The organism is Streptomyces griseus (assembly GCF_900460065.1).
In the GTDB taxonomy this organism is placed as follows: Bacteria; Actinomycetota; Actinomycetes; order Streptomycetales; family Streptomycetaceae; genus Streptomyces; species Streptomyces griseus.
Window position 1 is genome coordinate 1 of record NZ_UAVD01000002.1, and the last position, 13288, is coordinate 13288.

Below are 13288 nucleotides of genomic sequence, written 5' to 3' on the forward strand. Positions count from 1 at the left end.
CGCCAGCGCCGCCACCCGCACCTGCCGGGCGGCCGTCTCCTCGGCCTGCGCGCTGCCCGAGACGTACGCGAAGACGGCGCACCCGGCCACCACCGCGGCGATGAGCACGACCTGCATGGCGAACAGCTGGCCCGCCAGGGAGCGGGGGAGGGTACGGGTCAGGCGCATACCCCACAGTCTGCCTGGCTCCGCCGGGCGCGCTCGGAGTGGCCGGAAAGTGACTGTGAACGATATGAACGCAAGGGTGACCGGGGTCACAGGGCGGTGGATAGTCGCCGAAGCCCCCAGGGACGGGGGCGCAAGCCCACCGAGCCGAGGAGCCCCACCATGGCTGTGGCAGCCAAACAACGGGACCGCACCCACTACCTGTACATCGCCGTGATCGCCGCCGTGGCGCTCGGCATCCTGGTGGGCTTCGCGGCCCCCGGGGTGGCCGTCGAGCTGAAGCCCATCGGCGCCGGCTTCGTGAACCTGATCAAGATGATGATCTCGCCGATCATCTTCTGCACGATCGTCCTGGGCGTCGGCTCGGTCCGCAAGGCCGCCAAGGTCGGCGCGGTCGGCGGTCTGGCGCTGGGCTACTTCCTGGTCATGTCGACCGTGGCCCTCGCCATCGGGCTGCTCGTGGGCAACGTCCTGGAGCCGGGCTCCACCCTCCACATCACCGAGCAGGCGCGGGCCGCCGGCGAGGCGCAGGCGTCGGGTGCGAGCGAGTCCACCGTGGACTTCCTGCTCGGCATCATCCCGACCACGATCGTCTCCGCCTTCACCGCGGGCGAGGTCCTCCAGACCCTGCTGGTCGCGCTGCTCGCGGGCTTCGCGCTCCAGGCGATGGGCTCGACCGGCGAGCCGATCATCCGCGGCATCACCCACATCCAGCGCCTCGTCTTCCGCATCCTCGCCATGATCATGTGGGCCGCCCCGGTCGGCGCGTTCGGCGCGATCGCCGCGGTGGTCGGCGAGACCGGCCTCGACGCCCTGAAGTCCCTGGCGATCATCATGATCGGCTTCTACGTCACCTGCGCGCTGTTCGTCTTCGTGGTGCTCGGCGCGATCCTGCGCCTGGTCGCCGGCGTCAACCTGTTCTCGCTGCTGAAGTACCTGGGCCGCGAGTTCCTGCTCATCCTGTCCACCTCCTCCTCCGAGTCGGCCCTGCCGCGGCTCATCGCGAAGATGGAGCACCTGGGCGTCAGCAAGCCCGTCGTCGGCATCACCGTGCCGACCGGCTACTCCTTCAACCTCGACGGCACCGCGATCTACCTCACGATGTCCTCGCTGTTCATCGCCAACGCGATGGGCGACCCGCTGAGCGCGAGCGAGCAGATCTCGCTGCTCATCTTCATGGTCATCGCCTCGAAGGGCGCGGCGGGCGTGACCGGCGCGGGTCTGGCGACCCTGGCCGGCGGCCTCCAGTCGCACCGCCCCGAACTGGTCGACGGCGTCGGCCTGATCGTCGGCATCGACCGCTTCATGAGCGAGGCCCGCGCACTGACCAACTTCGCCGGCAACGCGGTCGCCACGGTGCTCGTCGGCCACTGGACCAAGGAGATCGACAAGAGCCGGGTCGACGAGGTGCTGGCCGGCCGGGTCCCGTTCGACGAGAAGACCCTCGTCGACGACCACGCCCCGGCGGGCGGCCCGGAAAGCGTCCCCGAGCAGCGCGAGGACGCCGGACAGCCCGCGAAGGTCTGACGCCCGCCGCGTCCGCACATTCCCCCACAGCCACCGCGGCGCCCCCCACCCGAGAACACCCGTATCCCCCGGTACGGGTGTTCTCGGCCCGTGTCCGGTACTGGTGCCTTGTGTCCGTGTTCTGTCACGACCGGTCCGTTCGGCACAACCTCCACCGTCCGGCACCGGTCTTGAGGGTGTAAGGACCGCAGTAGAGGTGAGACGACGCAGTCCGCCCACGAGCCCCACGACCGAAGGACTCCCATGCGCATCCCCCCTTCCCGCAGCCGTACCCTGCGCGGCGGGACCGCCGCCGTGGCCGCCGCAGCGCTGGTGGCGCTGGGCGCCGTACCGGCGCTCGCCGCCGACCCGGAGCCCGACCTCGGTGTCGGAACGATCGCGCCGGTCGAGGGGCTCCAGCCCGGAAGTTCCTTCTCCACCCCGCTGACCTTCCTCAACAAGGGGACGGCGGAGGTTCCCGAGGCCTGGGTGACGTACGCCGTGTCGCCGGGCCTGAAGGCGGAGGAGACGCACAAGAACTGCACCTACTACACCATCGGCTCCTACGACGAGATGCCCGCGTCGAACGTCGCCTCCTGCAAGATCGACCAGCCGCTGAAGCCCGGCGTGGTCTACGGCACGGCGAAGCCCGTCTCGCTCAAGGCGCTCGACTCCGCGTTCCGGGACAACCTGCGGGTGTCGATCGGCGTGCACGAGCCCGGCCCGGACGACGGGGGCTCCACCGAGCCGGTGCCCGGGACCGGTGACCCGCTCACCCTGGTCGAGAAGGGCCCGGCCACCGACGCCGACCGGACGAACCACCCCGATGCGTACGCCAGGGCGGACGTCACCGCCGCGAACACCGCGGACTTCGCCCTGACCGGCGACGAGAAGCGGGGGAAGGTCGGCGAGAAGGTCACCGCGACGGTGAAGTTCGCCAACAAGGGCCCCGCCCGCGTCCAGGGGCTCCCCGACGAGAGCGTCACCACGGTCGACGTCCGCATCCCGAAGGGCACCTCCGTCGTCAAGCCGTACGACTTCTGCGAGGCGATCACCAAGACCCACTACCGCTGCGGCACCTCCCAGTCCTGGGTCGACGTGGACGGCGGCGAGAGCTACCCCTTCGTCCTGCGCATCGACAAGGCGGTCGGCCGCACCACCGGCGAGGTCTCCTTCAGCGGCCAGGAGCGCCCCTTCGACCGGAACGCGGCCAATGACACCGCGCAGATCGTGATCGACACCGGCAAGGAATCGGACACCTCGGGCTCCACCGGTTCCGGCGGTTCCACCGGCGGTACGGGTGGCTCGGACGGGGGATCCGCCAACGGCGGCTCCGGTTCCACCGGCTCCACGACCACCGCCGGCGGCTCCGCCGACTCGGGCGGCTCGACGGCCGGCGGCGCGAACCCGCAGACGGCCGGCGGCAACCTCGCCGCGACCGGCTCGGACTCCACCGCGCCGCTCCTCGGCATGGCGACCGCCGCGCTCGCCGCGGGCGGCGGCATCGTCTGGGCCGTGCGCCGGCGGGCGGCGGCCCTCGCCAACTGACGACACGATCCGCCCCGGACCAGGCCGGGCCCGGGACGCGAAGCCGACGGCCTGAACCGACGCGGACACCCCGGCCCGACGCCGACGCCGACGCCCTTGCGTTGACGTCGGCGTCAAGGAATACGTTCGTCCCATGCGAATCGGGGAGCTGGCCGAACAGGCCGGGACGACGACGCGGACGCTCCGCTACTACGAGTCGCGCGGACTGCTGCCCGCGCGGCGCGCGGAGAACGGCTACCGCAGCTACGACGAGGACGACCTGCGTCTCCTCCAGCAGATCCGGACCCTTCAGGACTTCGGGTTCGACCTGGAGGAGACCAGGCCCTTCGTCGACTGCCTGCGCGCCGGCCACCCGGCCGGGGACTCCTGCCCCGCCTCGCTCGCCGTCTACCGGCGCAAACTCGGTGAACTGGACGCGCTGATCGGCCGGCTCACCACGGTGCGCGCCGAGGTCGGCGCACAGCTCGCCCGAGCCGAACTGGAGGCGTCGGCCGCCCTGCCCGGTGGACCGGAGCCCCGCTGCGAACTGGGAGGACACCCATGATCCGGACCGAAGGCGTCACCGACGTCACCGAGGAGACCTTCGAGGCGGAGGTGGTGCGATCGGCGCTGCCCGTGCTGGTGAAGTTCACCGCCGACTGGTGCGGCCCCTGCCGCCAACTCGCCCCCGTGCTGCGAGAGATCGCCCACGAGGAGGCCGACCGGATCAGGGTCGTCCAGCTCGACGTCGACCGCGAACCCGGGATCACCCTCCGGTACGGCGTGCTGGCGACACCCACCCTGATGGTCTTCCGGGCCGGCGAGCCGGTGAAGTCGATCGTCGGCGCCCGGCCGAAGCGGAGACTCCTCAAGGAGCTGGAGGACGTCCTCGCCCCGGTCGGTCGAAACCGTCCCTGACCGCGCCGTCCCCCGAAAACCCGCCGACCACCGGACCGCACCGACCTGCACGCTTTCCCGAAAGTGCGTATCTGACAGTCAAGTGGGTTCTGGTCGGACGCTGTTCGCCCGCCCAGCATGGTCCTCATGACGTCAGCGAACACGACCACCGGTCCCACCTCCGCCACCACCCCCGTCACCCCCGCCCCCGTCACGGTCCTCGGCCTCGGCGACATGGGCAGCTCCCTGGCCCGCGCCTTCGTGGCCGCCGGCCACCCCACCACCGTCTGGAACCGTTCTCCCGGGAAGGGGGAGGACGTCGTCTCCCTGGGCGCGGTGCGGGCCGCGTCCGCCGAGGAGGCCGTGCGGGCGAGCGGACTCGTCGTGGTCTGCCTCGTCGACTACGACGCCTCCGACGCGGTCCTGGAACCGCTGGCCGGGGCGCTGGAGGGGCGGGTCCTGGTCAACCTCACCTCGGACACCCCGGCCCGCTCGCGGCAGGCCGCCGCCTGGGCCGAGAAGCACTCCCTGGCCTACCTCGACGGGGCGATCATGGTGCCGGTCGACGTGGTCGGCTCGGCCCAGGCCCTGGTGTTCCACTCCGGCGACCGGGCCGCGTTCGAGGCGCACGAGTCGAGCCTCAAGGCGCTCGGCGAGCCCGCGACCTTCCTCGGCGAGGACCCCGGGCTCGCCGCCGCCTACGACATGGCCGTGCTGGACTTCTTCTACGGCGCCATGGGCGGCCTCGTCCACGCCTTCGCGCTGGCCCGCGCGGAGGGCATCGACGGCGCGTCGCTCGCCCCGTACCTCAACACGATCGCGGGCATCCTGCCGCCGATCGCCGCGTACACGGCGAAGCACGTCGACACGCGTTCGTACGCGAGCGAGGGCGCCAACCTCGCCATGATGGCGGCCAGCGTCGACCACATCCTGCACACCGCGAAGGACCGCGGCCTGGACGTCTCGCAGCTCGCCGCTCTCAAGGGCGTCACCGACCGGGCCATCGCCGAGGGCCACGGCCCCGACTCCTGGTCGAGCATCGTCGAGGTGATGGCCGCCGGCCACTGATCCGCCGGAAACGGGGGAGGGGCCGGTACCGCGTCGTGAGCCACGCGGTACCGGCCCCGGCCGTTCACCGGCCCGTACGGGCTACGCCGGGCGGAACCACACCGTCGCCAGCGGCGGCAGCGTGAGCGAGACGCTGCACGGCCGGCCGTGCGCGGGCACCGCCTCCGCCTTCAGCGGCTCCTCGTTGCGCACGTCCCCGCCGCCGTACCGGGCCGCGTCGGTGTTCAGGACCTCCACCCAGCCCTCGGCGCCGGTCTCCGGCACCCCGAGGCGGTAGTCGGCGCGGACCGCCGGGGAGAAGTGCGAGACCGCCAGCAGCGGGGAGCCGTCCGCGTCGTACCGCAGGAACGCGAACACGTTGTCCTCGGCCGCCCCGCCGTCCACCCAGCTGAACCCCTCCGGAACGGTGTCCCGCTGCCACAGCGCGGGCACCGCCCCGTACACCGCGTTCAGATCGCCCACCAGGGTCCGCACCCCGCGGTGGTCGCCGGACGCCTCGTAGGACGGGTCCAGCAGCCACCAGTCCGGCCCGTGCCCCTCGGACCACTCCGCGCCCTGGGCGAACTCCTGGCCCATGAACAGGAGCTGCTTGCCGGGATGGGCCCACATGAAGCCCAGGTAGGCGCGGTGGTTGGCACGCCGCTGCCACCAGTCGCCGGGCATCTTGCTCACCAGCGCCTGCTTGCCGTGCACCACCTCGTCGTGCGAGATCGGCAGCACGTAGTTCTCGCTGTAGGCGTACACCATCGAGAACGTCATCTCGTTGTGGTGGTACTTGCGGTGGACCGGCTCCTTGGCGACGTACTGGAGCGAGTCGTGCATCCAGCCCATGTTCCACTTCAGCCCGAAGCCCAGGCCGCCGCTGTCGGTGGGCCGGGTGACACCGTCCCAGGCGGTGGACTCCTCGGCGATCGTGACGACGCCCGGGTTGCGCCGGTAGACGGTCGCGTTCATCTCCTGGAGGAAGGCGACCGCGTCCAGGTTCTCCCGGCCGCCGAACTCGTTGGGCGACCACTGGCCTTCCTCGCGGGAGTAGTCGAGGTAGAGCATCGAGGCGACCGCGTCGACCCGCAGCCCGTCGATGTGGAACTCCTCGCACCAGTAGGTGGCGTTGGCGACGAGGAAGTTGCGGACCTCGGTGCGGCCGTAGTCGAACTCCAGCGTCCCCCAGTCCGGGTGCGCCGCGCGCCGCGGGTCGGCGTGCTCGTACAGCGGACGCCCGTCGAACTCGGCCAACGCCCAGTCGTCGCGCGGGAAATGGGCCGGGACCCAGTCCATGATGACGCCGATACCCGCCCGGTGCAGGGCGTCGACGAGGAAGCGGAAGTCGTCCGGGGTGCCCATCCGCGACGTCGGCGCGTAGAACCCGGTGACCTGATAGCCCCAGGAGCCGCCGAAGGGGTGCTCGGAGACCGGCATCAGCTCGACGTGCGTGAACCCGAGGTCCTTGACGTACGCGGGCAGCTGCTCGGCGAGCTGACGGTACGTCAAGCCCGGCCGCCAGGAGGCGAGATGCACCTCGTACACGGAGAACGGGGCCTCGTGCACCGGCCGGTCGCCCCGGTGCGCCATCCAGTCGGCGTCCTGCCACACGTGGTGCGACGCGGTGACGACCGAGGCGGTCGCGGGCGGCACCTCGGTGCGCCGGGCCATCGGGTCGGCCCGCACCGTGTGCGAACCGTCCGGGCGGCAGACGTCGTACTTGTACAGGGCGCCCTCGCCGACCCCGGGCAGGAACAGCTCCCACACCCCGGTCGAGCCGAGCGAACGCATCGGGTAGCCCGTGCCGTCCCAGTAGTTGAAGTCACCGGTGACCCGCACCCCGCGGGCGTTCGGCGCCCAGAGGGTGAACCGGGTGCCGGAAACGCCCTGGTGCTCCATCGGCTCCGCGCCGAGCGCCCGCCACAGCTCCTCGTGCCGGCCCTCGCCGATCAGGTGCAGATCGAGCTCCCCGATCGCGGGCCAGAAGCGGTACGCGTCCTCCACCTCGATGGTGTTGTCGTCGTACGCCACTTCCAGCCGGTACGCGGGGACCTCCGGCACCGGGAGCACGCCGGAGAAGAAGCCGTCGCCGTCCTCGTGCAGTTCGGCCCGCAGCCCGGTCGCCAGCACCGTGACCGACCTGGCGAACGGCCGCAGCGCCCGTACCAGCACGCCGCCGGGGATCGGGTGGGCGCCGAGCACGTCGTGCGGCGCGTGGTGGTCGCCGGCCAGCAGCCGGCCGCGGTCCGCGCCGTCCAGGGCCGGCGCGGGGCGGGCGCCCTGGCCGTCCCCGGCCCGGGGGCGCGGCGGCCCCGCGTCGGCGGGCCGGGGCCTGGCCCGCCCGGCACGCGCGGCCTTCGTGGTGGTCGAGGCGGTCGCGGGCGCAGCCGCCACGTCGACGGACGCCTCGACGGGGATCTCGACGGGCGGTTCGGCGGTCTTGCGGGATCCCTTGCGGGACGGCTTGCGGGCGGTCACGGGGACTGCCTCCTCGGAGGGTGAAGGGGGAAGGAGCGCGGGGTGGAGCGGAGGTGCGGGGGAGGAACGGGGAGGGCGGCTCAGGCCGCCGCTGACTGGGCCAGTCGCTGGATGGCCGCCATCGGGACCGGCAGCCAGTCGGGGCGGTGCCGGGCCTCGTACAGCACCTCGTACACGGCCTTGTCGGTCTCATGGGCGCGCAGCAGCTCCGGTTCGCCGCGCGGGTCGCTGCCGGACTCCTGCGCGTAGCCCTCGCAGTAGGCGGCACGGCAGCGGGCCGCCCACTCCGGGTTCCACGGGCGGTGCGAGCGGGCCGCGTAGTCGAAGGACCGGAGCATCCCCGCGACATCGCGGACCGTCGGCGCGGGCATGCGGCGCTCCGGCAGCGGGCGGGCCGGTTCCCCCTCGAAGTCGATCAGCGACCAGAACCCGTCGGGGGAGCGCAGCGTCTGTCCGAGGTGGAGGTCGCCGTGCACCCGCTGCTGTGTCCAGCCGCTGCCCCGGACCCCGAGGTCCGTCACCGCCTCGAACGCGGCGCGCAGCCCCGGGACGTACGGCACGAGCGCCGGGACCGCCTCGGCGGCGGCCTCCAGCCGGCGGGTCATCTCGGCGACGAGCTGCCGGGTCTGGGTGCCGCGCAACGCCGGGGTCGGCAGCGCGGCGGCGAGCGCGGTGTGCACCTCGGCGGTGGCCCGGCCCAGCGCCCGGGCCTCGGTGAGGAAGTCGCGGCCCGCGGCGAGCGCGCCCAGCGCGAGCTGCCAGCCGTCCCGCGCGCCGTGCAGGAAGGGCTGGAGGACACCGAGGGTGAGCGGTTCGGGTCCCGGCGCCTCGAACCAGGCGACCGGGGCCGGGACCCGCTCGCACCCCTCGCCGCTGAGGGCGAGCGGCAGTTCCAGGTCCGGGTTGGTGCCCGGGAAGACGCGCCGGAAGATCTTGAGGATGTACGCGTCCCCGTAGACGAGCGAGGAGTTGGACTGTTCGGCGTCCAGCACCCGGGGCGCGAGCCCGGCCGGGATCGCGGCGGTCCGCTCGAAGCGCAGCGAGCCGAGGCTCCCGGGGCGGCGGAGGCGTTCCAGCAGCAGATCGGCCAGCCGCGGGTCGTGCAGCGCGTCGTAGACGGCCCGTCCGGCGAGCGGGCCCCGGTCGACCCGGCCGATCAGGGCGCCCGCGAGGAGCGGTGGCAGTGACGTTCTTGCGCCCAGGAGAAGCTGGTAGCAGTCCTCGGCCGGCCGGCCCTGCCGGGCGGGCTGCTCGGCCCGCACCAGCAGGTGCAGCAGCCCCGGTCCCGCCGTGCCGTCCAGCGGCAGCATCTCGGTGGCCGAGACCAGGGAGAAGCCGGTGACCGGCCTGCCCTTCCCGGCGAACCACCGCTGCCGGGGCAGCCAGGCGTGGAGCAGTGGGGCGAGGGACGGGAGCAGGTCCCCGTCCTTCGCCATTCGGGCCGTTGCGCTGTTCCTCGTGCTCTTCGCCAGGGCGACGTGAGTGGATGCAGCCTCCGACATGGCATCGCGTCCTTTCCCCGGGCACACCACAGGATGCGAAGAGTGTCCCGGATTGCGGCAATGGCTGTCCGGCTGTGCGGGACGTGTCGGGTCAGGAGCGTCTCTACGGACTCGAACGGCGGAACGGTGAAGGCCGAAGGCGCCGGAGCGGTGAAGGCCCAGGGCCTTTCCTTGGGGTCAGGGTGCCCCGTGCGGGTCGGCGGAAACCGACCCCCACGGGGCCGGCGGACTCAGGCGGGCGGCGCGTCCTTGCGCAGCCGGAACCAGTAGAAGCCGTGACCCGCGAGGGTGAGCAGGTAGGGCCACTGGCCGATCGCCGGGAAGCGTACCCCGCCGATCAATTCCACCGGATGACGTCCGTTGAACGATCGCAGGTCCAACTCCGTCGGCTGCGCGAACCGAGAGAAGTTGTGGACGCACAGGACGAGATCGTCCTTGTACTCGCGGGTGAACGCCAGCACCGCCGGGTTGGACGAGGGCAGTTCGGTGTACTCGCCGAGACCGAAGGCGGGGTTCTGCTTGCGGATCTCGATCATCCGGCGGGTCCAGTGCAGCAGCGAGGACGGCGAGGCCATCGACGCCTCGACGTTGGTGACCTGGTAGCCGTAGACCGGGTCCATGATCGTGGGGAGGTAGAGCCGCCCCGGATCGCTGGAGGAGAACCCGGCGTTGCGGTCGGGCGTCCACTGCATCGGGGTGCGCACCGCGTCCCGGTCGCCCAGCCAGATGTTGTCGCCCATCCCGATCTCGTCCCCGTAGTAGAGGATCGGGGAACCGGGCAGCGACAGCAGCAGGGCGGTGAACAGCTCGATCTGGTTGCGGTCGTTGTCCAGCAGGGGGGCGAGCCGCCTGCGGATGCCGATGTTGGCGCGCATCCGCGGGTCCTTGGCGTACTCCGCGTACATGTAGTCGCGTTCTTCGTCCGTGACCATTTCGAGGGTCAGCTCGTCGTGGTTGCGCAGGAAGATGCCCCACTGGCAGTTCTTCGGGATCTCCGGGGTCTTGGCCAGGATCTCGGAGACCGGGTAGCGGCTCTCGCGGCGCACCGCCATGAAGATCCGCGGCATGACGGGGAAGTGGAACGCCATGTGGCATTCGTCCCCGCCCTGCTCGTAGTCGCCGAAGTAGTCGACGACGTCCTCCGGCCACTGGTTGGCCTCGGCGAGCAGCACGGTGTCCGGGTAGTTGGCGTCGATCTCCTTGCGGACCCGCTTGAGGAAGTGGTGGGTCTCGGGGAGGTTCTCGCAGTTGGTGCCCTCGCGCTGGTAGAGGTAGGGCACCGCGTCCACCCGGAAGCCGTCGATGCCCAGGTCCAGCCAGAAGCGCAGGGCCGCCAGGATCTCCTCCTGCACCGCCGGGTTCTCGTAGTTGAGGTCCGGCTGGTGCGAGAAGAAGCGGTGCCAGTAGTACTGCTTGCGGACCGGGTCGAAGGTCCAGTTGGACGTCTCGGTGTCGACGAAGATGATCCGGGCGTCCTGGAACTGCTTGTCGTCGTCCGCCCAGACGTAGTAGTCGCCGTACGGCCCGTCGGGGTCGGTGCGGGACTGCTGGAACCACTCGTGCTGATCGCTGGTGTGGTTCATGACGAAGTCGATGATGACGCGCATGCCGCGCTGGTGCGAGGCGTCCACGAACTCCACGAAGTCGGCGAGGTCGCCGAACTCCGGCAGGACGGCGGTGTAGTCGGAGACGTCGTAGCCCCCGTCGCGCAGCGGCGACTTGAAGAACGGCGGCAGCCAGAGGCAGTCCACGCCGAGCCACTGGAGATAGTCCAGCTTGGCGGTGATGCCCTTGAGGTCGCCGATTCCGTCGCCGTTGGAGTCCTGGAAGGACCGGACGAGCACCTCGTAGAAGACGGCGCGCTTGAACCAGTCGGGATCGCGGTCCTTGGCGGGAGTGTCCTCGAACGTGTCGTGGACAGGCTCATTGACGATCATGGTGTGGGTGACCCTCCGGTCGGCGGGGACGGTCGCAGGACGGCGATGTGCGCGGGCGAGATGCCCGGCTTCAGGCGCACATAGAAGGTCCTGCCCCAGTGGTAGGTGTCGCCGGTGAGCTCGTCGCGCACCGGTACGCGCTCGTGCCATGGCAGGCCGAGCCGCTCCATGTCCAACGAGACCGTGGCCTCCTGGGTGTGGTGCGGGTCGAGGTTCACGACCACCAGAACGGTGTTCGTACCGGAGCGCTTGCTGTAGGCGATCAGCGCTTCGTTGTCGGTGTGGTGGAAGTGGACGTCGCGCAGCTGCCGCAGAGCGGGGTTACGCCGGCGGATCCGGTTGAGCGAGGTGATCAGAGGGGTGAGCGTGCGGCCCTCGCGTTCCGCCGACTCCCAGTCCCTCGGGCGCAGTTCGTACTTCTCCGAGTGCAGGTACTCCTCGCTCCCCGGCTTGGCCGGGGTGTTCTCGCACAGCTCGAATCCCGCGTACACCCCCCAGGAGGGGGCCAGTGTCGCGGCCAGCACCGCCCGTGCCTCGAAGGCCGGGCGACCGCCTTCCTGGAGGTAGCCGGGAAGGATGTCGGGGGTGTTCACGAAGAAGTTCGGCCGCATGTACGCGGCGGCGTCGCCGGCCAGCTCCGTGACGTACTCCGTCAGTTCGTGCTTGGTGTTGCGCCAGGTGAAGTACGTGTACGACTGCTGGAAGCCGATGGCGCCCAGGGTGTGCATCATGGCCGGGCGGGTGAACGCCTCCGCGAGGAAGACCACGTCGGGGTCGGCGCCGTTGACCTCCTCGATGACCTTCTCCCAGAAGACCACCGGCTTGGTGTGCGGGTTGTCGACCCGGAAGATCCGCACCCCGTGGTCCATCCAGAAGCGCAGGATCCGCACGGTCTCCGCGACCAGACCGCGCATGTCCTTGTCGAAGGCGATCGGATAGATGTCCTGGTACTTCTTCGGGGGGTTCTCGGCGTACGCGATCGAACCGTCGGGGCGGTGGTGGAACCAGTCCGGGTGCTCCTTGACCCAGGGGTGGTCCGGCGAGCACTGGAGCGCGAAGTCCAGCGCGATCTCCATCCGCAGATTGCGGGCCACCTCCACGAAGTGGTCGAAGTCCTCCAGCGTCCCGAGCTCCGGGTGGACCGCGTCGTGCCCGCCGTCCGGCGAACCGATCGCCCACGGCACGCCGGGGTCGTGCTCCCCGGGCGTCAGGGTGTTGTCCGGGCCCTTGCGGTGGGTCGTCCCGATCGGGTGGACCGGCGGCAGGTACACCACGTCGAACCCCATCGCGGCGACCGCGGGCAGCCGCTCGGCGGCCGTCCGGAAGGTGCCGCTGACCAGCCGGGTCGGCGCGTCCGGCGAGGTGTCCGCCGGATCCACCGGTACCTCCCGCGCACCCTCCGAGCGGGGGAACAGCTCGTACCAGGACCCGAACAGCGCCCGTTCGCGCTCCACCCGCACCGCCAGCGGCTTGGAGCGGGTGACCAGTTCGCGCAGCGGATAGCGGGCCAGCACGGCGTCGGCGGCCGGGGTCAGGGCCGCCGCCAGCCGGGCCTCGGCCGGGTGGGCGGTGTCGCGCAGCGCGTCCACGGCCGCGAGCACCGCCTCGCGGCCGTGCTTCTTCGGGACCCCCGCCGCCGCCCGCTCCAGCAGCGCCGCGCCCTCGGCCAGCACCAGCTCCGTGTCGATGCCCGCCGGGATCTTGATCGCGGCGTGGTGCCGCCAGGTGGCGACCGGATCGCTCCAGGCCTCCACCGTGTAGGTCCAGCGGCCCTCGGAGGTCGGCGTGACATCGGCCCCCCACCGGTCCGTGCCCTGGGCCAGCTCGCGCATCGGGGTCCACGGCCCGACCCGGCCGCTCGGGTCGCGCAGCACGACATTGGCGGCCACCGCGTCATGGCCTTCACGGAAGACGGTGGCGCTGACCTGGAAGGTCTCACCGGTGACGGCCTTCGCCGCCCGTCTGCCGCAGTCGACGAGAGGACGGACGTCCAGGACGGGGATACGACCGATCATGGAATCACCTGAGGGCTGGAGGAGCTCGGCGTGCACGGGGGACGGCACGGGCGCGGAGGACCGACCGCGTGTGCCGCGAGGACGGGGATCTGTCCTTTGTAACTGCTCAGCAGTCTGCTGACGGGCTGTGGGCATGGCCGCTCCTGTCCGCGTTCACTCGAATGGCACTCGAATGGGTGGGTCGCGGGGGTTTCGTGCATGTTTCTGGATG

At 71.3% G+C, this 13288-nt stretch carries 9 protein-coding genes and 1 pseudogene; 5 read left to right on the plus strand and 5 right to left on the minus strand.

All coding sequences use genetic code 11. The features are described from left to right. Positions 1-288 (minus strand): annotated as a pseudogene (locus DTB53_RS37925) (hypothetical protein); the annotation flags it as partial. 39 nt (positions 289-327) lie between these two features. Between DTB53_RS37925 and DTB53_RS00655 the strand changes: the two are divergent. The 5 genes from DTB53_RS00655 (at position 328) to DTB53_RS00675 (ending at position 5163) form a co-directional block, all read left to right on the plus strand. Then, positions 328-1692, plus strand: a complete 1365-nt coding sequence (locus tag DTB53_RS00655) for a C4-dicarboxylate transporter DctA (protein WP_012378985.1) — start codon at positions 328-330, stop codon at positions 1690-1692. Positions 1693-1935: 243 nt separating this feature from the next. Beyond that, entirely contained in the window at positions 1936-3219 is a 1284-nt protein-coding gene (locus DTB53_RS00660; protein WP_012378984.1) for an LAETG motif-containing sortase-dependent surface protein, read from the plus strand. 133 nt (positions 3220-3352) lie between these two features. Then, entirely contained in the window at positions 3353-3763 is a 411-nt protein-coding gene (locus tag DTB53_RS00665) for a MerR family transcriptional regulator (RefSeq protein WP_003966189.1), read from the plus strand. After that, positions 3760-4116, plus strand: a complete 357-nt coding sequence (gene trxA, locus DTB53_RS00670; protein WP_012378983.1) for a thioredoxin — start codon at positions 3760-3762, stop codon at positions 4114-4116. The genes DTB53_RS00665 and trxA overlap by 4 nt, the downstream gene beginning before the upstream one ends. Positions 4117-4242: 126 nt before the next feature. Continuing rightward, on the plus strand, positions 4243-5163 hold the full coding sequence (locus tag DTB53_RS00675; RefSeq protein WP_042498306.1) for an NAD(P)-dependent oxidoreductase: 921 nt from the start codon (positions 4243-4245) through the stop codon (positions 5161-5163). An 81-nt stretch (positions 5164-5244) separates the two neighbouring features. On the opposite strand, the gene glgB is transcribed toward DTB53_RS00675, so the two are convergent. The 4 genes from glgB to DTB53_RS00695 form a co-directional block, all read right to left on the minus strand. Continuing rightward, positions 5245-7623, minus strand: a complete 2379-nt coding sequence (gene glgB / locus DTB53_RS00680; RefSeq protein ID WP_012378981.1) for a 1,4-alpha-glucan branching enzyme — start codon at positions 7621-7623, stop codon at positions 5245-5247. An 80-nt stretch (positions 7624-7703) separates the two neighbouring features. Beyond that, positions 7704-9125, minus strand: a complete 1422-nt coding sequence (locus DTB53_RS00685) for a maltokinase N-terminal cap-like domain-containing protein (protein WP_003966185.1) — start codon at positions 9123-9125, stop codon at positions 7704-7706. A gap of 230 nt (positions 9126-9355) precedes the next feature. Continuing rightward, positions 9356-11062 carry a maltose alpha-D-glucosyltransferase gene (gene treS, locus DTB53_RS00690; RefSeq protein ID WP_003966184.1) on the minus strand — a complete coding sequence of 569 codons (1707 nt, stop codon included), beginning with the start codon at positions 11060-11062 and terminating at the stop codon, positions 9356-9358. After that, on the minus strand, positions 11059-13077 hold the full coding sequence (locus tag DTB53_RS00695) for an alpha-1,4-glucan--maltose-1-phosphate maltosyltransferase (protein ID WP_042496087.1): 2019 nt from the start codon (positions 13075-13077) through the stop codon (positions 11059-11061). Before DTB53_RS00695 ends, treS begins: the two co-directional genes overlap by 4 nt. Positions 13078-13288 lie beyond the last annotated feature (211 nt).